Below are 20,979 nucleotides of genomic sequence, written 5' to 3'. Positions count from 1 at the left end.
AAAATCCGCCGCGGCATTTGCACGCGGGCGGATTTTTTTAAGCTTGATCAGCAGGGTATACAATCCCCATTTGCTTTCTTGCTTCTTCCATAATCTTTGCAGTGGTCAAAGACCGTTCAAATGTATTTTCTTCAGATTCCAGCTTATTCTCTTTTATGAGCGTGACAAATTCTTCTGCTTCATAGAACATCGCCGGTTTAGGATCAGGGATCGCGATGTTTTCAAGGCGGCCGTCCCGGTAGCGGATTTCAACACGTTCAGGCCGGTGAATCGTATCGATTACAATCGTCCCGTCTTCACCCTGGATTTCAGCCGGGGCATAGGAAGTAGAGATTTTGGAATGCATCAGAACAGCTTCGAACCCGTCGTAAGACAGAATGACAGTTCCTTCTCCGTCCACTCCGGAGGATAAAGCATATCCGTTTGCTTTTACATCCTTCGGCGCGCCAAACAACACAACAGCCGGATAAATACAATAGACGCCAATATCCATTAATGACCCATTGGAAAGCTCAGGCTGAAACGCATTCAAAACAGTTCCGCTTCTGAACGCGTCATATCGTGAGGAATACTGGCAGTAGCTTGCGGTAAATCTGCGGACAGTGCCGATTTTATGCAGGTGTTTTTTCAGCTCTTTGAAATTCGGCAGGAAAGTGGTCTTCATTGCTTCCATGAGAACAACGCCGTTTGCCTTAGCCGCTGAGATCATCTCTTCTGTTTCTTTTGTATTCGAAGCAAACGGCTTCTCACAAAGCACATGCTTGCCATGGTTCATAAAGAGAACGGCTTGTTCCTTGTGAAGAGCGTTCGGGCTCGCTATGTATACGGCATCAAAGCAATCGCTCGCCGCCATTTCCTGAAGGTCTGAGAAGGCATGCGCAGCGTTGTGTTTAGCAGCAAACTCGCCAGCGCGTTCAGCCGATCTTGAATAAACAGCAGTCAGCTGAAAATCTTCGATATCCGCTGCTGACTCAAGAAAGCGGTCTGTAATCCAGTTGGTTCCTATTATTGCAAAACGTATCACTCGTATCGCTCCTTTTGTATGATATAGCTAAATTATAGCTTAAAAAGAATAAAATCACATGATAGATATAAATAGAATGTTAAAACCGTGAAAGCTTTTCCAGCAATTAACGGTTTTTATTTTTCATTATAGGGACGATAGTGTACAATTTAATTAAACTATGTATGACGGAGGAACGATAGTGGAGACGTTGCAAACATGGAGCGGCAGATTCAAGCGATTCTTCTTGGACAATAAGTTTGTTTTATTTTTGCTTGTGCTGCTGCTGATTGGTTTAAATATTCTAGTATTTACAAAAACATCATTTATTTTCACCCCGATTATTGTTTTGCTCAAAACGATATCACTTCCGATTATTTTGACAGGCATTGTTTTTTATCTGTTAAACCCGGTCGTCGATTTCCTTGAGAGAAGAAGAATAAGAAGAATCTATTCTATATTGCTGCTATATCTATTGGTTATCGGGCTGATCACGATCACAATCGTGTCGATCATTCCCTTCTTAAAAGAACAAATTATGAGTTTAATCGACAACATCCCAAGATATGTGGATATCGTTGAAAATCAGACGAAACAGCTGATCGGCAGCAACTTCGTCAATCAGGCCCAGCAAACGACGAACATCAATATATCTGATCTCGCAACAAAGGTTTCAGATCAGGCAGCGACAATTGTGAACAGTACCTTTACCGGCGTTGGGAATTTTATCGGCGCCCTGACTGAGATTATCATTTCAATCGTTACGGTTCCGTTTATCCTTTTCTATTTGTTAAAGGACGGAAAAAAATTGCCGGTCTACATACTGAAGTTTGTTCCGACGCAATTGAAAGAACAGACATACACAGTCTTAAGCGAAATGAATCATCGGTTAAGCTCTTATATCAGAGGCCAGATCATTGTCAGCTTCTGTATCGGGTTTTTGCTGTTTATCGGTTATTTGATTATCGGGCTGGATTATGCTTCATTGCTTGCAGTCATTGCGGCTTGCACAAGCATCGTTCCATATTTAGGGCCAACGATTGCCATTACGCCTGCGATTATCATTGCCATAGTGACATCGCCGCTCATGCTGCTTAAGCTGGTGATCGTTTGGACGATTGTTCAGCTGATTGAAGGGAAGCTGATCTCTCCGCAAATTATGGGAAAAAACCTTCACATCCATCCGATTACGATTATTTTTCTGCTGTTAACAGCCGGCAAGCTGTTCGGCGTTGTTGGAATCATTCTTGCGATTCCCGGCTATGCGGTTGCCAAAGTCATTACGACACATTTATTTGACTGGTTTAAAATGCGGTCACATTTATACGATGAAGAAAAAAATGAAAATACGCCGGGGCATAAAGTGTGATTTTCGTTTATAGTTATATAAGACGGGCTTTCCATTTATGGGAAGCTCCCGTTATGTAAAAAAATAAATGTCTAATGGGGAGAATCAAAATCATGACTCTATGGGAATTGTTTGTAGCCGCCATTTTAGGAATCGTAGAAGGATTAACAGAGTACGCGCCGGTTTCTTCGACAGGACATATGATTATAGTAGACGACATCTGGCTTAAATCAAGTAATCTGATGTCAGAAGAAGCTGCTAACTCATTCAAGGTGGTTATTCAGCTAGGCTCCATTTTAGCAGTAGCTATCGTGTTTAAAGACCGAATTTTAAATTTACTGGGCTTGAAAAAAAATATTACAAGCGACCAGGAGCAGGGACATAAATTAAGCATTGCCCAAATTGCCGTCGGACTCGTGCCTGCAGCTGTTCTCGGCTTTTTGTTTGAAGATTACATTGATGAATATTTATTTTCCGTTAAAACTGTGGCCATCGGTTTAATTGCCGGGGCAATCCTCATGCTTTTTGCTGACTGGGTCAATAAACGGAAAACAGCGACAGACACACTCGACCGCATTTCCTATAAACAGGCGATAGCCGTCGGCTTATTCCAATGTCTTGCCCTTTGGCCGGGTTTCTCGCGTTCGGGTTCAACCATTTCCGGCGGTGTTATTCTCGGATTAAACCACCGAGCTGCAGCCGACTTTACGTTTATTATGGCGATGCCGATCATGATGGGAGCCAGCTTTCTAAGCCTCGTGAAGCATTGGGACAGCTTAAGCTCGGATCTGATGCCATTTTTCATCGTCGGCTTTATCTGTGCCTTTGTTGTCGCACTGTTTGTCGTCCGTTTCTTCTTAAGGCTGATTAACAAAATCAAACTTGTCCCATTTGCAATCTATCGAATTATTCTCGGTGTGATTTTACTTTTGATCATGATGTAAGTCGAAAATAAGGCTCTTTTACGAGCCTTATTTTTTCTGTCAATTCAAGAGGAAACAGCTTGTTTTTCAAAATAAAATCATCTATAATAAACATGACATTACATACGGGGCCATAGCTCAGCTGGGAGAGCGCTACGCTGGCAGCGTAGAGGTCAGGGGTTCGAGCCCCCTTGGCTCCATACCTTTAAACCCTTATTCTATAAGGGTTTTTTTGTTTTGAGGAAAAGATTCATTCTCTGAATCCTCCAGTTGAGCGAAGTCAAAGTGAGCAGTTTATCTGTCAATCATGAATTTTCCAATACCTCCTTTTGTTCCTCAAAGACCGTCATGTCTTCCAAAGGAGGGGAGTAGACATGAAGAGACACCATTCGTTCGGATGTGGGATTAGACATTTTGTGAATTAAACCTTTGGTTGAAATAAGGCATTCTCCTTCGTGGACAAAGTATGAATTGGAGAGTTCTGCGTGTTCGCCGGCTGAGCGATAAATAGAATTAAGAAGCTTTCCTTCTAACACCATTGCACAACCAATGGATTGACCATGATCGTGGACTGTTGTCTCCTTGTTTGGCGGAATGTTAATCACGATAATTTCCAATTCATTATTTCGATAGATGGCATTTCGGCCGTAAGCGTACTGGTCTGGTTCCTTAATATACGGTTGACTCAATTTTGCTGCGTTTGGAATTTGTTTTAAAGACGTTGCTAAATCTTTAACCGATGGATTTTTCAAGCCGCCAAAAATGTCTTGGATACACTCATACAGTTCCATTCGTTTTTGCCTCCCGGAATATTTAAAATTTCCTTACATTGGTATTTCATAGGTTAATTCATGGTATTTACCCATATACAATTTAGAGGCGGCAAACGCCCAGTGAACACAAAAAAATGTGCGGCCAAAATGTTGTCTTATCACCAACTTATTCGAGTTTATTAGTTGGAATAGTGGATTGAAAGGGTTAAAACGGCCTGCTTTAATTCGCTTGAGGGAACGAGCAGGGCTCCATAAGTGCAGTTCTAGGCCCCTTGGCTCCAAAACACAATATCGGGGAAAAGCTTTCAGACTTTTTATGTTGTGCTTGAAATTTACTCCATTGACAAAACACAATCGATTTGAAATAATATTTGATTATATGCTCATTCATTCACATAATTATAATAAAATAATATCATTTCCCCTGAAAGGGAGAATATTAGACTGAAAGCTAATGGTATGCAAAATCTATTAGCTTCTTTTGGTTTCAAAAAATGATGTGTTTCGCATGTATTCATATAGGAAGGAATGACAACATGAAGACAAAACACTATTGGGTGATTTCTTTGCTCGCCGTCTTAGCGGTCGGGCCGGGATTGATGTCTAACACGGCATTGTCGTCAGTTCAAGGCCTTGTTCAGAAAGCGGTTGGAACAAGTGGCTTCACATCAGTAAATCCAATATTGATCGGCAATATGGCCTTTGCCTTATTAGTTCCGGCAGGACCGCTGCTGAGGAAAAAATTCGGTGCTCGTCCCCTCTATCTGGCTTCATTACCTGTCTTTATACTAGGTTCACTGCTCATCGCATGTTCAAGCGATGTTGCATGGATGGCGGCAGGACGCTTTTTACAGGGAGCGGCAACAGGTGTCATGCTGATGATTATGATTCCAATGCTTGTACTGTCATTCCCGATTGAACGCAGGAATTATGCACTGCTTGTGCTGATCGGGGGATTCTATGGTTCTGTTATCATCGGCACAATCCTGGGAACCATTGCAACAAGCTGCGGGCATTGGAGATGGCTGTTTTTCATCTTTGGCACCTTGTCCCTGATCGGTGTCGCGGTGAGCTATTTCTTTCTCCATGACGAACATCACGGAGCGGCGGATCAAGAACAGCCGCTTGATCGTGCGGGAATTCTTTTATCTGTTTTCCTTGCCGCAGCCTCAGCGGTTTCATTCATTTTTCTGCAAAAATGGGGGCTGTCATCGGGTTATGTATGGATTGGTTTCGGGGTGACGTTATGTTTGCTCATTGGTCTATTGATTGTGGAATATAAAGTGAAAAACCCATTCATATCTATTAAACTGATGCTGCTGCCAAAACCGGTGCTTGGCTTATTGATCATAGCTGCAGGGACGATAACGGTAGCTGTCAGCCTGTCTGCTTTTCAAGGCTTGCTCCGTCAAATGTATGATATTTCTCAGGAGCATCTCATTCTTTTAAACTTGACTCTTTTAATCGGAGTGGCGATCGCGGCCATTTTGAGCACTCTGTTTTATGATAAAGTCGGACCAGGGATGCTCGGTATTATCGGCGGACTCATTCTCGTCTTTGTGAATTTTCAATGGCTGCATATGCAGGATCGATCATCTCTTTATATGTTCGCGGCACTGTTTATCATGCTTGCAGCGGGAACAGGCCTGACAGTCGCCGCAGGGCTGATGGGAGCTGCCATGGGAGGCCCGCTGCCTGATTTGGTCAAGAGAATGACAGCTGTTCAGTTTTTAAGATTGTTTGTCTATATGGGAGTTCCTATTCTCATCGGCTTTTTCACGAAAAAAGATGCTGCCAGACAAAGCGGTTCGGTACAGGATTCTATGATGACTGCTTATCATGATCTCTTCTTCATTTCTTTTATCCTTAGCGTGCTGCTCGTCTGCCTGTCATTTTGTATGAATGCCACTGGAATGGGGCACAAGCTGGCACATAAACCACATGATAAAGCGAAAACAGCTCCGGAAAAACCGGCCGTTTCAGCAGAAGGTTTGTCGAAGGCAACTGTCAAATCATATAAAGTAATAAATGATACGGAATATCGGAATGCACTCAGAAATTTACAAAAATAGAAACATGGTAAAAACCTTTTCATTGAGCGAAAAGGTTTTTATTTTGCAATCTTTTCCCAACTTTATCCCTAAAGAATTGAAAAATATTAGAAGTGCAAGTAAAATTCTAAAAGGTAGATTCTTTTACATTCGTAATCTTTTAATTCGAAGGAAGGTTTTCATGGCCCGTAAAAAACTTAAAAAACGTAAACTCTTGATTTCACTATTTTTCCTTGTATCGATTCCGCTAGCTCTGTTTGTTTTAGCGACAACTTTATCAAAACCGATTGAAATATCCAAAGAAACTGAAGAAATCGATGAACAGCAAGTATTTATAGACAGTCTGTCCGGACATGCCCAAATTTTGTATGAAAAATACCATGTTCTCCCCAGCATCACAATTGCTCAGGCCATTCTCGAATCGGACTGGGGGAACAGTGAACTGGCTGCTAAGGCCAACAACCTTTTTGGCGTAAAAGGGAATTATAAAGGCCATCATGTCACGATGGAAACGGACGAAGTTGAAAAAGGGAAAAGAAAAACCATTCGCGCGAAGTTTCGAAAATACAGCACGTTTTTTGAATCTATGGATGATCATGCCCAATTGTTCGTCCGTGGCACATCGTGGAATAAAAAGAAGTATAAACCGGTGCTTGAGGCAGGGAATTATAAGGAAGCGGCAACCGCCCTGCAAACATCAGGATATGCTACAGATCCTGACTACGCTGACAAAATCAGCGCTATTGTGGAAAAATACGATTTAGATGAGTACGATGAGGTAAATCCATCCCTCAAATCTGTGGATTTAAACGCCTCTATTAAAGACAGTGCCGTTCAAGACGTATGGTCCAAGCCTTCTACTGATGATCGGTCCATAAGGCTTACCTCTGCCCAATCTTACGTCGGCAAAGACATAAAGGTTGTGTCTAAAAAACAGAAAGGCCAGTCTGTATGGTACCAATTCCAAATCAATGATAAACTTATCGGCTGGATTGATGATTCAGCTGTTGAAATAAAGGAGGCAACCTAAGCCCTTTTTACTGGTATTTTTAAATCTTTGTTCCATTACGGGGAATTTGAGGTATAATATTCCACGGAAGTTATCACTTTTTAACTATGCTTTCGGGAGGGAACAAAGGTGCAGAAATATAGACGCAGAAACACGGTTGCCTTTACAGTATTAGCTTATTTTACTTTTTTTGCGGGAGTATTTTTGTTTAGTATCGGACTCTATAATGCTGATAACCTGGAACTCAATGAAAAAGGTTATTACATCGCTGTTATGATACTTGTAGCAGTTGGTGCGATTCTTACACAAAAAGTGACCCGTGATAATGCGGAGGATAACGAAATCATCGCGGAACAGGAAAAAAGACAAAATCAATCTCATATCGAATCATAAAAAAATCCGGCGACTGCACGCCGGATTTTTTTGATATCACCCTGTAAACACTTCGCCATCAGGGTAACGGATATTTGATTGCTCTGTTTTTGCGAATGAAAACACGAACGTTAAAGGACCAATTCTTCCGATAAACATGATGACAATAATGATACACTTGCCAGCTGTTGTCAGTACAGGAGTAAGCCCCATCGTAAGGCCGACAGTTCCGAATGCGGAAAAGGTTTCAAACACAATTTGAAGAAATGGCGCTTGTTCTGTGATCGTCAGGGCGAAAATCCCTAAAAACACGATGAACAAACTGGTGACGCTCACAGCTAAAGCTTTAATGATAATCGGATATTTGATGGAACGGCGGAAAATAACCGTTTCTTTTTTACCTCTCAAGTAAGCAATAACAGATGTTAAAATCACGATGAACGTAGTCAGCTTAATGCCGCTCGCCGTTGATGCGCTTCCTGCTCCGATAAACATCAATAATAAAGTAAATACAATTGTTCCTTCTCTCATGCTTCCAAAATCTAGAGAATTGAAGCCTGCGGTTCTCGGCGTCACTGCCTGAAAATAGGACGCCCACAGTTTATCCACTATATGCAGGTGGCCGAGCGTGCCGGGGTTGCTGTATTCTAAAATAAAGACCGTAAGCATAGCAATCGCATTCAACATCAGCGTTCCTGTAAGCATGAGCTTTGTATGTAAAGAAAAAGCTTTAAAACGCCGATTTTTCATCACATCAAACAGAACCGTAAATCCGATCCCTCCTGTAATAAATAAGAAAGTAATCACGAGGTTTACTGTAGGATCGCCAACGTAGCTCATCAAATTATCAGGCCACAGCGAAAACCCGGCATTGTTAAAAGCAGAAATTGCGTGAAACAAACTTGCAAACAAGCCGGATGACCAGCCGTACTGAGGTACAAGCCGGATGGATAAAATGAGTGCTGCTATCAATTCAATACTGATCGAAAACAGAAACAGGACTTTGACAAGGCCAATGACACCGCCGATTGTCGGCTGGTTTAAGGCTTCCTGGACGAGCATTCGTTCTTTTAAGCCGATTTTTTTTCCTAATATCATGACGATCAAGACCGCAAATGTCATAAATCCAAGCCCGCCAATCTGAATCAGCCCCATAATAACTGTTTGCCCGAATACCGTAAATTGAGTACCGGTATCGACAACAGCAAGCCCTGTAACAGTTGTAGCGGAAGCCGCAGTAAAAAGGGCATCTATCCATGACAATGGCTTCGTAGTGGAAATCGGAAGCATTAATAGGACAGCCCCGATGATAATGGTAAGGAAAAAACCAATGGCAAGCACTTGAGGCGGTGTAAACCGAACCCATTTGATCACTTTATCCCTTTGAAGTGTCACTTTTGTCTACATCCCTTCGTTTTCAAAACGTTTAATATCCTTTTTGTGGCCCATGATCACCAGGCAATCTTGCTCGTGAATGATGTCTTCAGGCGCGGGGGAAAGACAGATATCTCCATGATGTTTAATGGCCAGGATCGTGCAGCCGTACTTTGCTCTTACATTCAGGTCAATAATCGATTTTGAATCAAGCTTGCGCGTAGCCAGCAGCTCGACAATACTGTATTCATCAGATAGATCAATGTAATTCAAAACATTTTCGTCTGAAAGGCTTTGTGCGATTTTAACTCCCATATCTTTTTCAGGATGAATAATGCGGTCAGCGCCTATTTTTTCAAGCACCTTGTGATGATAATAGTTTTGAGCCTTCACCCAAATATTTGGAACATCAAGCTCCTTTAATAATAGGGTGGTCAGCGTACTCGCTTGAATATTTGCTCCGATGGCAACAATCACATATTCAAAATTGCGTATTCCTAATGAAAGCAATTCGTTTTCTTCGGTGGCGTTGGCAATTACCGCATGAGTGGCGTAAGAAGCATATGCATTGACCTTTTCTTCGTTGATATCAACCGCAAGGACCTCATGCCCCATTCTATGAAGTTCTTTACAAATGCTGCCGCCAAATCGGCCCAGCCCGATCACGGCAAATTGCTTATTTTTAATTCTTCCCAATGTTCATATCTCCCTTAGTGAATTAACGTTTTTTAAGCAAAAAAGACCATTGCAAAGAATGGCCGATAATAGACCTCCTCTCTGTATACGCCTACGAGGTTAGCTGTCGGATTAGGGATTCAGAGTACCCCCTCTTACTTAGTAAGATTCACCCCAAGGCTGTTAATAAAACAGCCAATCGTTGGTTCCCCCGTTCGTGTTTGATTAAGCGGTAAAAGAGACTGTATGAAATTGAACACTCAAGAATTTACTCCTGTTTCTAGTGTTTGTCAATTTAAATTTTAAACCAGAAAAAAGATAACGGGAATTAGAGAAAAAGGGGAGGGTAAAACGCAAAAAAGACCGGCGTTAACCGGTCTTTTACATTAGTTGCAACCGCAAGGCTGAGTCGGAGGAGTGCTGCGCTTAGCCACGTCAATGCTGGCTTCTGCGTAAAATTTATTTCCGATGCTTAATGATTTATTCTCCGCACGGAAAGTATATGTACCAGCGGCAGGAAGTGTTTTGTTATTCAGTTTTAATTTGAATTCGCCAGCTCCTAACAAATCAAGTGCCAAAGGAACTCTTACTGTTTTCCCGTTATTGAGGATCTGTGTTGTACGCAAGGCATTTCCGTTCAATGTGTCTTTCGTGTTTGCAGTAAATCCGCTTGGCAATGTAAACTCCATAACGCCAAGGCTGAGAAGCGTGTTTGGACGGTAAGTCAATTCGATATCTGAGAAAGACCATTCCGTTTTGCTGGCGCCAGTGATTGTTGCGAACAATGAAGCTGTAGACTGTGTTCTCATAGTAGATTCAGTATGAGCTTTAGTTGATGTAGATTCAGCCGCGAAAGAAGCTGTAGGTGCAGAAACGAGTAACCCGAGACTTAATGCACTAATTGCCAAAGAAGATAATAATTTGCGTTTCATAACAAAATTCCCCCTAAAAAATGATAAATTAAACAGGCCTGCCCGCTTTTCACCTCCTCTGAAAGGCCAAATACAAATTTTACCTACATAAAATTACCATCAAATATTTTGGAAGTAAATGGGGTGTTTTTCCCGTATTTTTCAAATTTGTAGTAGTTACATCAAAAAAACGCCTGCTTTCCCAGGCGTTTTCTGCTTTACTTTGTTTCGATCGGTATAAATTTAAAAATTTCTCCGGTCTGCACCGATTCAGCAAGCCGTTTCAGCCAGTCATAGTAAGCTTTAGAGCTTTCCAGCTGATCATATAACAGCAGTGCTTCATTTTTGATATCCTCATCGAGATCTTCCTTGCATAAAACCTTTTGTAAATCAGCTTGAGCTTCCTCGATCGCTGCTACATTCACTTGAACCTCCCGCTCCCATTTAGGTGGAAAGAAATTTGTGAAAAATTTAAAGAAATCCTTCTCAGCCACAAATGTATGCTTACGGATGCCCCGGTGAAATGTTTTTTTCACTACATTTAAGTCTTGAAGCTTTTTGACGCCTGTGCTCATGCTTGGTTTGCTCATTTGCAACTCCTCACGCATTTCGTCAAGCGTCATCTCATCCCTCATATACATCGTCCCATATAAAATCCCGACACTGCGGGTAATTCCGTAAAGATCCATCGTTTCAGCAATGGAGTCAATAACAAGATCCCGAGCCTGTTCTATAGCTGCAAATTCTGGATTTTCATCCATACTGACCCTCTTTTCCTTTAGAAAATTAAATTCGTTAAGTTATTTCTTTATGTTCTTTATCTTAACGAAACATGAGGAAAAGTCAAAAAGAAAAATCAAAATGGGACTTTGACAGTTTAAAAACCATATGTTAGATTAAGGTTGTTAAAAACATTAAATTTTTATTTAACAAACTTTATTTACGTCAAGGAGGCTTATATGAGTCAAACATTATTCATTGACGGAGAATGGATCAGTGCCGAAAAAGAACAGATCCGCAGTATTATCAATCCATTTAATCAAGAAGAAATTGCAACTGTAAGCGAGGGAGGGCGAGAGGACGCCATCAAAGCAATCGCAGCCGCACGCAGAGCATTTGACAAAGGAGAATGGTCATCGCTATCCGGGCTTGAACGCGGAAAAATTGTTCTGAAAATTGCGGAATTAATCAGACGCGATCTTGAGGAGCTGGCTGAGCTTGAATCTCTTGATACAGGAAAAACACTCGAAGAAAGCAAGGCCGATATGGACGATATCGCCAATGTTTTTCAATATTACGCCGGCTTGGCAGACAAAGATGGAGGAGAGATCATTTCATCTCCGATTCCTGATTCAGAAAGCAAAATTATTAGAGAGCCAATCGGGGTTTGCGGCCAGATCACTCCATGGAATTATCCGCTCCTTCAAGCGAGCTGGAAAATCGCCCCTGCACTGGCTGCAGGAAACACAATCGTCATGAAGCCGAGTGAGATTACGCCGCTGACGACAATCAAAGTCTTTAAGCTGATGGAAGAAGCCGGTGTACCAAAAGGTGTCGCAAATCTTGTCCTTGGACCGGGAGCCACAGTGGGCGACGAGCTTGCCGTAAACAAAGACGTCGATTTGATTTCGTTTACGGGCGGAATTGAAACAGGCAAAAAAATCATGCGGGCGGCAAGCGGAAACGTCAAAAAAATCGCCCTTGAACTTGGCGGGAAAAACCCAAATATTGTTTTCAAGGACGCGGATTTAGAAGTTGCGGTTGATCAGGCCTTAAACGCTGTATTTTTCCACGCCGGCCAAGTATGCTCTGCAGGTTCCCGCTTGCTTGTTGAGGACGCCATTCATGATCAATTTTTGGCGGAGCTGGTCAAACGGGCAAAACGCATAAAACTCGGAAATGGTTTTCATGCTGAGACAGAAAGCGGTCCGCTTATTTCGGCGGAGCACAGGGCAAAGGTAGAAAAATATGTAGAGATCGGAATAGAGGAAGGCGCGAAGCTGGAGACAGGAGGCAAACGCCCGGAAGATCCTGCGCTTCAAAACGGCTTTTTCTATGAACCTACTATTTTCTCAAACTGTAATTCTGACATGAGAATCGTTCAGGAAGAGGTTTTCGGTCCTGTATTGACAGTCGAAACCTTCAGCTCTGAAGAAGAGGTAATCGAGCTTGCGAATGATACCATCTATGGCTTGGCTGGAGCGGTATGGTCAAAAGATATTGAAAAGTGCGAACGGGTAGCAGCCCGCTTGAGAATGGGAACCGTTTGGATCAACGATTTTCATCCGTACTTTGCACAAGCGCCATGGGGCGGATATAAGCAATCCGGGTTCGGACGCGAGCTTGGAAAAATAGGCCTTGAAGAATACACAGAAGTCAAACATGTATACCGTAATACAAAACCGGCAGCGGTTAACTGGTTCAATTCATAAGAGGGGGAGATTGATGATGACATTAAATATGAAGGTAGAAAGCATGCAGAAATTCCACACATTTGAAATTCCGACTGTGATTAAGCATGGAATCGGAGCCATCAAGCATACGGGTGAGGAAGTAGCTGCACTGGGCGTTTCAAAAGCGCTCCTTGTCACAGACCCAGGGATTTATAAAGCCGGTGTTGCTGATCCTGTAATCGAATCACTTAAAGAAGCAGGCATTGAAGTGGTGCTCTTTAATAAAGTTGAGCCAAACCCGCCTGTCCGTCTGGTGAATGAAGGATCTGAGCTTTACAAAAAAGAGAACTGTAATGGTTTGGTGGCAGTCGGAGGCGGAAGCTCCATGGATACAGCAAAAGCAATCGGAGTAGAAGCGACTCACGAAGGAAGCGTGCTTGATTATGAAGCGGCAGATGGGAAAAAACCGCTGGAAAACCGCATTCCTCCGCTGACGACAATTCCCACTACAGCTGGAACAGGATCAGAAGTAACCCAATGGGCGGTTATCACAGATGAAGAAAGAGAATTCAAATTCAACACGGGCGGTCCGCTGATTGCAGCGCACTTGACAATCATTGATCCTGAGCTTCATGTTTCAATGCCTCCGCATGTAACAGCTATGACAGGAATTGATGCGCTCGCCCATGCCATTGAGTGCTATACAATGAAATTTGCACAGCCAATCACGGATGCGGTTGCCTTAATGGCGATTGAGTATGCCGCTCATTACATCAAGAGGGCATTTGCTGATGGAGAGGATCTGGAAGCAAGGTACGGAATGGCGCAGGCTGCGATGCTTGCCGGTCTTTCTTACGGAAGTGAATCAGCGGGCGCTGCTCATGCGATGAGCCAAACGCTTGGCGGTATTATCCCAGTCGCTCACGGCCAATGTGTAGCGGCGATGATGGGCCCTGTCATGGAATACAACTGGAAGGGCTATCCTGAGAAGTTTGCGCGTATTGCGAAAGCGTTCGGTATTGATACAAGCAAGATGACAACAGAAGAAGCTGCGAAAGCATCTGTCAATTGGATGTATGATCTGGTCGAAGATTTAGAAGTGCCGACTTTAGAAGAGCAGGGAGTATCACCTGATATGATTGAACGCTTGTCTAAAGAAGCAATGAAAGATCCGCAAACCTTCGGAAACCCTAGAGATTTAAATGAAAAAGCATACAACTGGATCTACAAGCGCTGCTTTAACCTTACGCCTAAAACGGTATAAACAAAATCCCGCTCCTTTACAGAGCGGGATTTTTTGGGATAATGAAGCATAGGTGGAAATTTTGGATAAGAAAGAAGGTGCCAGCTGATGTGGAAGCGGATGACTGCAAAAGCGGAAGGCTTATATATCGCAGATACAGAAAGCTTCGTAACAAAGCAAATGGACAAGCTTGATTTTGATTATGGCGGCATCCCCGGCGACTTGCATTTTGGCCTGACCAAAAAAGCGGGAGCCAGAGAACCAATGTTTTCAAGAGGGACTGAAATTTTCAACCGCAGACAAATTTCAATTGTTTCAATAGAGGAATGCAACGAAATCGCTTTAAAAATGGGAGTGCCGAGAATTTTGCCGGAATGGCTCGGGGCGAATGTGGCAGTCAGCGGTATGCCAGATCTTACTTCATTAAAAGAAGGAAGCCGGATTATTTTTCCGAGCGGAGCGGCTCTGCTGTGTGAGGGCGAAAATGATCCGTGTATCCAGCCGGGAGAAGTCATTCAGTCTTATTATCCGGACCAACCGAAGCTGGCGTCGGCTTTCGTCCGCCACGCACTGGGCATTAGAGGGATTGTCTGTATTGTGGAGAGACCTGGTGCTGTTTACACAGGTGATGAAATAGAAGTTCATTCCTATCAGCGAAAAGTCAAACGAAAAGCAGAAAGGGTCTGATTAAATCAGGCCCTTTCTATCTTTTCTTTAATTTCTTTCATTTGGCTGAGGTGCCGTTTTTCATGATGGCCGATAAAATCGATCCACTGTCTGACAGTCAGCTCTTGAAACACGGGATGCGGAAGCACTCTTTCAAAATCTTCTTCTTTCAGAGAGGCAATCGCAGCAGTCAGCTGCTCTCTTACCACATCAAGCTCAAGTTTCATTTGGCTGCCTGAAATAAAATCATGCGCAGGCTCAAGATGACTCGGGGCTTTCCGTTTATTATTTCTGTCCTGTGCTACCTCAAGCGGTTTTTCTTCAATTTCTTTAATCGGAGCGTCCTTTACACGTTCCTTCAACATTTTTTGTGCGGTCATATCGATTTTTTTCAAATGGTCAAGAACTTCCCGTATGCTCCATTCTTCAGCAGAAGGCTTTTGGTTCAGCTTTTCGTCAGAAAGTCCTTTCAATTCGTTCCACGTTTCTAATCTGGCTTCATTAAAGATACTCATCATATCTCCTCCTAAAATGACATTACCATATATATAAGCAATTATCATTTATAAAGCACTTCAAATGGGTTATTTGTCTTAAAATTTTGAAACTTTTCCCGGGGTGTCTCGTATAAATGGTAACGGCAGCCGTTCATCAATGCATTGATGAAGAAAGGATGAGGAAATTGGAGTTATTTGGAGTACCTATACAAACAATTTATCTTTATATGCTTATTATTGCGGGCAGCCTTACGCTGTTATTCCTGTTTTTCGGAGATGTATTTGCGGGGCTGCCAGAAGGCATTCCGTTTCTTAATCCGACATTAGTGCTCTCATTTTTCACATGTTTTTCAGCGGGCGGATATATAGGTGAACTCGTATTGCCTCTGTCAAGCTTGCTGATTGCGCTTTTATCTTGCATCCTTTCGATCATGCTGGTGGTATTGCTTCACATCTTTGTACTGGTACCATTATCATCTGCAGAAGAATCATTGGCATATAGAGAAGATGATCTCAGAGGAAGACTCGGTAAAGTGATTACAGCTGTTCCGGTTGACGGGTTTGGTGAAGTGGTCATAGAAGGGATAGGCGGGACCATTTCAAAGTCAGCGGTCAGTTTTGATAATCAGCAGATCAGTTACGGGACAACGGTGTTAGTCGTAGATATTAACAACGGAGTTCTTTCGGTTACTCCGCATGAACCCATTTAACATAAAAGGAGGAATTTGATATGACAATGCCGATTATAATGATCATCGGAGTTGTATTCTTTTTATTAATTGCACTAATAGCTGTGTTTATTACGAAGTATCGTACAGCAGGGCCTGATGAAGCGTTAATTGTAACAGGGAGCTATCTGGGTAATAAAAATGTTCATGTCGATGAAGGCGGCAACCGTATTAAAATCGTCCGCGGCGGAGGAACCTTTGTCCTTCCCGTCTTCCAGCAGGCAGAGCCGCTAAGCCTATTATCAAGCAAACTCGATGTTTCGACACCTGAAGTCTATACAGAACAAGGAGTGCCAGTAATGGCCGATGGAACTGCGATTATTAAAATCGGCGGTTCTATAGGAGAAATCGCTACAGCGGCTGAACAATTTTTAGGGAAATCAAAAGACGACCGTGAGCAGGAAGCGCGGGAGGTTTTAGAAGGCCACCTTCGTTCCATTCTCGGCTCAATGACAGTAGAAGAAATCTATAAAAACAGAGAAAAATTCTCTCAAGAGGTGCAGCGTGTCGCTTCACAGGATCTCGCGAAAATGGGGCTTGTAATCGTCTCGTTTACCATTAAAGATGTTCGTGATAAAAACGGTTATCTTGAATCATTAGGGAAACCGAGAATTGCCCAAGTAAAACGCGATGCTGATATCGCAACAGCAGAGGCTGATAAAGAAACCCGAATTAAACGGGCAGAAGCCGATAAAGACGCAAAAAAATCAGAACTTGAACGGGCGACGGAAATCGCTGAAGCTGAAAAACTCAATCAGCTCAAAATGGCTGAATTCCGCAGAGAACAAGATACGGCAAAAGCGAATGCCGACCAGGCATATGATTTAGAGACTGCCAGAGCGCGCCAGCAAGTCACAGAGCAGGAAATGCAGGTTAAAATTATCGAACGCCAAAAACAAATAGAACTAGAAGAAAAAGAAATTCTTCGCCGTGAACGTCAATACGACTCAGAGGTAAAGAAAAAAGCCGATGCAGACCGTTATTCTGTTGAGCAGTCCGCAGCAGCTGAGAAAGCCAAACAGCTCGCGGAAGCCGATGCCAAGAAGTACAGTATTGAAGCAATGGCAAAGGCTGAGGCGGAAAAAGTAAGAATTGACGGGCTAGCAAAAGCAGAAGCGGAAAAAGCGAAAGGAGAGACAGAGGCAGAGGTTATCCGCCTGAAAGGTCTTGCAGAAGCGGAAGCAAAAGAGAAAATTGCGGCTGCCTTTGAACAGTACGGGCAGGCGGCGATTTTCGATATGATTGTCAAAATGCTTCCGGAATACGCGAAACAAGCAGCGGCACCTCTTTCAAATATTGATAAAATCACCGTTGTCGATACAGGAGGAAGCGGTGAATCAAGCGGAGCAAACAAAGTAACCAGCTATGCGACGAACTTAATGTCAAGTCTGCAAGAAAGTTTAAAAGCATCCTCAGGAATTGATGTAAAAGAAATGCTTGAGAACTTTTCAGGAAAAGGAAACGTAAAACAAAGCATTAATGAATTAACAAATGAAATCAAAGAAGCCAAAACGATCCAAAAATCAGAGTAAGGAAAGGGCAGAACCGTATGGTAACTGTACGTGAAGCAAAGTTAGAGGATATAAAGGACATTGCAAAAGTGCATGTAGACAGCTGGAGGACAACATACCACGAAATTATCCCGATTGATTATTTAAACAGCCTGAACTATAAGGAATTTGAAGACAAATGGAAAAGTCGCTCGTTAAAAGGAGTATTTGTTGCTCAGGACGAAATGGGTTCAGTATTCGGCTTTGCTTCATTTGGACCTATTCGCTCTGAACAAGAAGGCTATGACGGCGAGTTATACGCTATTTATCTTGTGGAAGAGCGCCAGCGGCAAGGTGCAGGCAGGGCGCTCTTAGCAAAAGGAGCGGAGTATTTGCTTCAACATGGGTTTTCAAGTATGTTTGTTTGGGTTATTGAGCAGAATCCCTCGATTATATTTTATCAGGCCTATTCACCTGAAAGAGTAGCGGAGGACAACTTTGAAATTGCCGGAGTAAGGCTGAAAGAAGTAGGTCTTGGCTGGCCGGATCTTTCAGCTTTAAAAACACTTCTTAACAGATAACGAACAATCCCCCAGCAGAATTCGCTGGGGGATTGTTACTTTTACGCTTTGTCACTTTTAAGCAGACGGGGTGCTGTCATAAATAATAAACATAGGACAATTGCACAAATAATGAATGAAGGAACCATGTAAGTCGCATTATAAGTTAAAGAATAAATCCATACCGGTGTTCCTTTTGGAGCAAAGCTGCCGAAAAACACAGCTCCTGAAATGACATGCGCGGCATAGCGCAGCAAACTGCCGATAAAAACTGCGCTGACCACTGAAACAATCAATTTCCCTTTTGTTTTTGATACAGCAGCATTACGGACAGAAGAAGCGAAACAGCCGCTTATGCCGATTGCTGCGAAAGCGACAATGTAATCTAACAATAGCTGTACAAGATGTTGAGCAAACAAGTTTCCGATTGCTATTTGTATTAGACCTGTCAACAAACCTGTAGTAAGACCTGCTTTGACACCCCAGCGAAACGAAATTAAAAAGATCGGAATCATCATGATGGAGACCGAGCCTCCTTGAGGCATGCTAAGAAACATTCCTGAGACAATGTCTAAAATAACGGCTGCCGCTGTCATAATGGCAATTTCAATAAGGCGAACCAGTTGCTTAGATTGATTCATATCTATCTCCTTCCATTGACAGACAACCAAAAGGACAACAAAAAAGCAGCACGCGGAAGGATGAGAAAAGTTCCACGCACTGCTTTACGATCTGCAATTCATTTGACTTTGCCACATCCCTACGCCAGCGTTAACTAACAGGTTCAAAGGGTCAGAACGATACCGCTCACTCTCAGCTTTAATGCTCCCCTTGTGGTCATCAGTATTTAGTTCGTTTCTACTATACAAGAAAACGAAAAAAACAACAAGATCACATGACTGATGTATATGTTCTTTTAAGAAAGTTATATGATACACACGCTTTAGAAATCATGGCGAGGATTATAGTTTATTTGTTTTATAGATTTTTTTAAAAAACTATTGCAATAAATAAATACAGGTGTTATATTATTAAACGTCGCTGATGCACAGCGGACACAAACTAGATGCTTCAAAACAACTTGAAAAAAGTTGTTGACAAAAAAGAAGCTGAATGTTATATTAGTAAAGCTGCTTCATTGAGAAGTAACGAAATGATCTTTGAAAACTAAACAAGACAAAACGTACCTGTTAATTCATTTTTATAAATCGCACAGCAATGTGCGTAGTCAGTCAAACTGGGGCCTGCACGACGCAGGTCACACAGGTGTCGCCGCGGGATGCGGTGAACTTAACCTGTGATCCATTTATCGGAGAGTTTGATCCTGGCTCAGGACGAACGCTGGCGGCGTGCCTAATACATGCAAGTCGAGCGGACAGATGGGAGCTTGCTCCCTGATGTTAGCGGCGGACGGGTGAGTAACACGTGGGTAACCTGCCTGTAAGACTGGGATAACTCCGGGAAACCGGGGCTAATACCGGATGGTTGTTTGAACCGCATGGTTCAAACATAAAAGGTGGCTTCGGCTACCACTTACAGATGGACCCGCGGCGCATTAGCTAGTTGGTGAGGTAACGGCTCACCAAGGCAACGATGCGTAGCCGACCTGAGAGGGTGATCGGCCACACTGGGACTGAGACACGGCCCAGACTCCTACGGGAGGCAGCAGTAGGGAATCTTCCGCAATGGACGAAAGTCTGACGGAGCAACGCCGCGTGAGTGATGAAGGTTTTCGGATCGTAAAGCTCTGTTGTTAGGGAAGAACAAGTACCGTTCGAATAGGGCGGTACCTTGACGGTACCTAACCAGAAAGCCACGGCTAACTACGTGCCAGCAGCCGCGGTAATACGTAGGTGGCAAGCGTTGTCCGGAATTATTGGGCGTAAAGGGCTCGCAGGCGGTTTCTTAAGTCTGATGTGAAAGCCCCCGGCTCAACCGGGGAGGGTCATTGGAAACTGGGGAACTTGAGTGCAGAAGAGGAGAGTGGAATTCCACGTGTAGCGGTGAAATGCGTAGAGATGTGGAGGAACACCAGTGGCGAAGGCGACTCTCTGGTCTGTAACTGACGCTGAGGAGCGAAAGCGTGGGGAGCGAACAGGATTAGATACCCTGGTAGTCCACGCCGTAAACGATGAGTGCTAAGTGTTAGGGGGTTTCCGCCCCTTAGTGCTGCAGCTAACGCATTAAGCACTCCGCCTGGGGAGTACGGTCGCAAGACTGAAACTCAAAGGAATTGACGGGGGCCCGCACAAGCGGTGGAGCATGTGGTTTAATTCGAAGCAACGCGAAGAACCTTACCAGGTCTTGACATCCTCTGACAATCCTAGAGATAGGACGTCCCCTTCGGGGGCAGAGTGACAGGTGGTGCATGGTTGTCGTCAGCTCGTGTCGTGAGATGTTGGGTTAAGTCCCGCAACGAGCGCAACCCTTGATCTTAGTTGCCAGCATTCAGTTGGGCACTCTAAGGTGACTGCCGGTGACAAACCGGAGGAAGGTGGGGATGACGTCAAATCATCATGCCCCTTATGACCTGGGCTACACACGTGCTACAATGGACAGAACAAAGGGCAGCGAAACCGCGAGGTTAAGCCAATCCCACAAATCTGTTCTCAGTTCGGATCGCAGTCTGCAACTCGACTGCGTGAAGCTGGAATCGCTAGTAATCGCGGATCAGCATGCCGCGGTGAATACGTTCCCGGGCCTTGTACACACCGCCCGTCACACCACGAGAGTTTGTAACACCCGAAGTCGGTGAGGTAACCTTTTAGGAGCCAGCCGCCGAAGGTGGGACAGATGATTGGGGTGAAGTCGTAACAAGGTAGCCGTATCGGAAGGTGCGGCTGGATCACCTCCTTTCTAAGGATATTATACGGAATATAAGACCTTGGGTCTTATAAACAGAACGTTCCCTGTCTTGTTTAGTTTTGAAGGATCATTCCTTCGAAACGTGTTCTTTGAAAACT

Annotated in this window: 19 protein-coding genes, 1 tRNA gene, 1 rRNA gene and 2 riboswitches; of the genes, 13 read left to right on the top strand and 8 right to left on the bottom strand. The window is 43.5% G+C overall.

Annotated elements, in window-relative coordinates:
- Positions 1-37 precede the first annotated feature (37 nt).
- A complete protein-coding gene (iolU, locus tag MKX71_RS16010) occupies positions 38-1,024 on the bottom strand; it encodes a scyllo-inositol 2-dehydrogenase (RefSeq protein ID WP_003228926.1) in 987 nt (328 codons plus the stop codon).
- Positions 1,025-1,205: 181 nt separating this feature from the next.
- On the opposite strand from iolU, the gene MKX71_RS16005 reads away from it, so the two are divergent.
- The 3 genes from MKX71_RS16005 to MKX71_RS15995 all read left to right on the top strand — a co-directional run bounded on the left by MKX71_RS16005 (position 1,206) and on the right by MKX71_RS15995 (position 3,474).
- Positions 1,206-2,372 carry an AI-2E family transporter gene (locus tag MKX71_RS16005; RefSeq protein WP_014480665.1) on the top strand — a complete coding sequence of 389 codons (1,167 nt, stop codon included), beginning with the start codon at positions 1,206-1,208 and terminating at the stop codon, positions 2,370-2,372.
- Between the two features lie 92 nt (positions 2,373-2,464).
- Positions 2,465-3,295, top strand: a complete 831-nt coding sequence (locus MKX71_RS16000) for an undecaprenyl-diphosphate phosphatase (RefSeq protein WP_014477785.1) — start codon at positions 2,465-2,467, stop codon at positions 3,293-3,295.
- 106 nt (positions 3,296-3,401) lie between these two features.
- A tRNA-Ala gene (locus MKX71_RS15995) sits at positions 3,402-3,474 on the top strand.
- A gap of 105 nt (positions 3,475-3,579) precedes the next feature.
- Here MKX71_RS15995 and cdoA read toward each other — a convergent pair.
- Positions 3,580-4,065: a cysteine dioxygenase gene (gene cdoA / locus MKX71_RS15990; RefSeq protein WP_015251362.1), complete on the bottom strand. Its 486-nt coding sequence runs from the start codon at positions 4,063-4,065 to the stop codon at positions 3,580-3,582.
- A 518-nt stretch (positions 4,066-4,583) separates the two neighbouring features.
- On the opposite strand from cdoA, the gene MKX71_RS15985 reads away from it, so the two are divergent.
- The 3 genes from MKX71_RS15985 to MKX71_RS15975 all read left to right on the top strand — a co-directional run bounded on the left by MKX71_RS15985 (position 4,584) and on the right by MKX71_RS15975 (position 7,500).
- A complete protein-coding gene (locus tag MKX71_RS15985) occupies positions 4,584-6,119 on the top strand; it encodes an MFS transporter (protein WP_339231306.1) in 1,536 nt (511 codons plus the stop codon).
- 160 nt (positions 6,120-6,279) lie between these two features.
- A complete protein-coding gene (gene lytG, locus MKX71_RS15980) occupies positions 6,280-7,128 on the top strand; it encodes an exo-glucosaminidase LytG (RefSeq protein ID WP_003228938.1) in 849 nt (282 codons plus the stop codon).
- 108 nt (positions 7,129-7,236) lie between these two features.
- Positions 7,237-7,500 (top strand): YiaA/YiaB family protein, encoded by a 264-nt coding sequence (locus tag MKX71_RS15975; RefSeq protein WP_003222348.1) that lies wholly within the window; start codon positions 7,237-7,239, stop codon positions 7,498-7,500.
- A gap of 36 nt (positions 7,501-7,536) precedes the next feature.
- Here MKX71_RS15975 and ktrB read toward each other — a convergent pair whose 3' ends face one another.
- The 4 genes from ktrB to gbsR all read right to left on the bottom strand — a co-directional run bounded on the left by ktrB (position 7,537) and on the right by gbsR (position 11,200).
- Positions 7,537-8,874: a Ktr system potassium transporter KtrB gene (ktrB, locus tag MKX71_RS15970; RefSeq protein WP_339231305.1), complete on the bottom strand. Its 1,338-nt coding sequence runs from the start codon at positions 8,872-8,874 to the stop codon at positions 7,537-7,539.
- 6 nt (positions 8,875-8,880) lie between these two features.
- Positions 8,881-9,549, bottom strand: coding sequence for a potassium uptake protein KtrA (gene ktrA / locus MKX71_RS15965; protein ID WP_029318513.1), 669 nt, complete (start codon positions 9,547-9,549; stop codon positions 8,881-8,883).
- Between the two features lie 72 nt (positions 9,550-9,621).
- Positions 9,622-9,770, bottom strand: a riboswitch (cyclic di-AMP (ydaO/yuaA leader).
- Between the two features lie 144 nt (positions 9,771-9,914).
- Complete coding sequence (bslA, locus tag MKX71_RS15960) at positions 9,915-10,460, bottom strand: biofilm surface layer hydrophobin BslA (protein ID WP_003243556.1); 546 nt, start codon at positions 10,458-10,460, stop codon at positions 9,915-9,917.
- A gap of 197 nt (positions 10,461-10,657) precedes the next feature.
- Positions 10,658-11,200: a transcriptional regulator GbsR gene (gene gbsR, locus MKX71_RS15955; RefSeq protein WP_220396894.1), complete on the bottom strand. Its 543-nt coding sequence runs from the start codon at positions 11,198-11,200 to the stop codon at positions 10,658-10,660.
- Between the two features lie 198 nt (positions 11,201-11,398).
- On the opposite strand from gbsR, the gene betB reads away from it, so the two are divergent.
- From betB to MKX71_RS15940, 3 genes are all read left to right on the top strand, one after another.
- Positions 11,399-12,871, top strand: coding sequence for a betaine-aldehyde dehydrogenase (gene betB / locus MKX71_RS15950; protein ID WP_015483611.1), 1,473 nt, complete (start codon positions 11,399-11,401; stop codon positions 12,869-12,871).
- 16 nt (positions 12,872-12,887) lie between these two features.
- The gene (gene gbsB, locus MKX71_RS15945; RefSeq protein WP_003243227.1) at positions 12,888-14,096 is read left to right on the top strand and encodes a choline dehydrogenase; all 1,209 of its coding nucleotides are present in this window, start codon (positions 12,888-12,890) and stop codon (positions 14,094-14,096) included.
- A gap of 87 nt (positions 14,097-14,183) precedes the next feature.
- Complete coding sequence (locus MKX71_RS15940; protein WP_015251367.1) at positions 14,184-14,762, top strand: MOSC domain-containing protein; 579 nt, start codon at positions 14,184-14,186, stop codon at positions 14,760-14,762.
- A 5-nt stretch (positions 14,763-14,767) separates the two neighbouring features.
- On the opposite strand, the gene MKX71_RS15935 is transcribed toward MKX71_RS15940, so the two are convergent.
- The gene (locus tag MKX71_RS15935) at positions 14,768-15,256 is read right to left on the bottom strand and encodes a DinB family protein (RefSeq protein WP_339232049.1); all 489 of its coding nucleotides are present in this window, start codon (positions 15,254-15,256) and stop codon (positions 14,768-14,770) included.
- A gap of 167 nt (positions 15,257-15,423) precedes the next feature.
- Between MKX71_RS15935 and MKX71_RS15930 the strand changes: the two genes are divergently transcribed.
- The 3 genes from MKX71_RS15930 to MKX71_RS15920 are packed head-to-tail and all read left to right on the top strand — an operon-like array spanning position 15,424 to position 18,037.
- On the top strand, positions 15,424-15,948 hold the full coding sequence (locus MKX71_RS15930) for an NfeD family protein (RefSeq protein WP_029318516.1): 525 nt from the start codon (positions 15,424-15,426) through the stop codon (positions 15,946-15,948).
- Positions 15,949-15,968: 20 nt separating this feature from the next.
- A complete protein-coding gene (gene floT / locus MKX71_RS15925) occupies positions 15,969-17,498 on the top strand; it encodes a flotillin lipid rafts scaffold protein FloT (protein ID WP_015384468.1) in 1,530 nt (509 codons plus the stop codon).
- A 17-nt stretch (positions 17,499-17,515) separates the two neighbouring features.
- Positions 17,516-18,037 (top strand): GNAT family N-acetyltransferase, encoded by a 522-nt coding sequence (locus MKX71_RS15920; RefSeq protein ID WP_192857937.1) that lies wholly within the window; start codon positions 17,516-17,518, stop codon positions 18,035-18,037.
- A 41-nt stretch (positions 18,038-18,078) separates the two neighbouring features.
- On the opposite strand, the gene thiT is transcribed toward MKX71_RS15920, so the two are convergent.
- On the bottom strand, positions 18,079-18,657 hold the full coding sequence (gene thiT, locus MKX71_RS15915) for an energy-coupled thiamine transporter ThiT (protein ID WP_144458965.1): 579 nt from the start codon (positions 18,655-18,657) through the stop codon (positions 18,079-18,081).
- Between the two features lie 99 nt (positions 18,658-18,756).
- Positions 18,757-18,858, bottom strand: a riboswitch (TPP riboswitch).
- A 464-nt stretch (positions 18,859-19,322) separates the two neighbouring features.
- On the opposite strand from thiT, the gene MKX71_RS15910 reads away from it, so the two are divergent.
- Positions 19,323-20,872: ribosomal RNA gene (locus MKX71_RS15910) — 16S ribosomal RNA — on the top strand.
- Positions 20,873-20,979 lie beyond the last annotated feature (107 nt).

Origin of the sequence: Bacillus sp. FSL M8-0071 (genome assembly GCF_037975455.1) — a bacterium.
GTDB lineage: Bacteria > Bacillota > Bacilli > Bacillales > Bacillaceae > Bacillus > Bacillus subtilis.
The sequence above is the reverse complement of the archived record's forward strand: the minus strand, read 5'-3'. Positions and strand labels throughout refer to the sequence as shown.

Bases quoted from the DNA above. Each gene is read 5' to 3' on its own strand.
- MKX71_RS16000 (WP_014477785.1), top strand. From the start codon at position 2,465: ATGACTCTATGGGAATTGTTTGTAGCCGCCATTTTAGGAATCGTAGAA.
- cdoA (WP_015251362.1), bottom strand. From the start codon at position 4,065: ATGGAACTGTATGAGTGTATCCAAGACATTTTTGGCGGCTTGAAAAAT.
- MKX71_RS15985 (WP_339231306.1), top strand. From the start codon at position 4,584: ATGAAGACAAAACACTATTGGGTGATTTCTTTGCTCGCCGTCTTAGCG.
- lytG (WP_003228938.1), top strand. From the start codon at position 6,280: ATGGCCCGTAAAAAACTTAAAAAACGTAAACTCTTGATTTCACTATTT.
- bslA (WP_003243556.1), bottom strand. From the start codon at position 10,460: ATGAAACGCAAATTATTATCTTCTTTGGCAATTAGTGCATTAAGTCTC.
- gbsR (WP_220396894.1), bottom strand. From the start codon at position 11,200: ATGGATGAAAATCCAGAATTTGCAGCTATAGAACAGGCTCGGGATCTT.
- betB (WP_015483611.1), top strand. From the start codon at position 11,399: ATGAGTCAAACATTATTCATTGACGGAGAATGGATCAGTGCCGAAAAA.
- gbsB (WP_003243227.1), top strand. From the start codon at position 12,888: ATGACATTAAATATGAAGGTAGAAAGCATGCAGAAATTCCACACATTT.
- MKX71_RS15940 (WP_015251367.1), top strand. From the start codon at position 14,184: ATGTGGAAGCGGATGACTGCAAAAGCGGAAGGCTTATATATCGCAGAT.
- MKX71_RS15935 (WP_339232049.1), bottom strand. From the start codon at position 15,256: ATGAGTATCTTTAATGAAGCCAGATTAGAAACGTGGAACGAATTGAAA.
- floT (WP_015384468.1), top strand. From the start codon at position 15,969: ATGACAATGCCGATTATAATGATCATCGGAGTTGTATTCTTTTTATTA.
- MKX71_RS15920 (WP_192857937.1), top strand. From the start codon at position 17,516: ATGGTAACTGTACGTGAAGCAAAGTTAGAGGATATAAAGGACATTGCA.
- thiT (WP_144458965.1), bottom strand. From the start codon at position 18,657: ATGAATCAATCTAAGCAACTGGTTCGCCTTATTGAAATTGCCATTATG.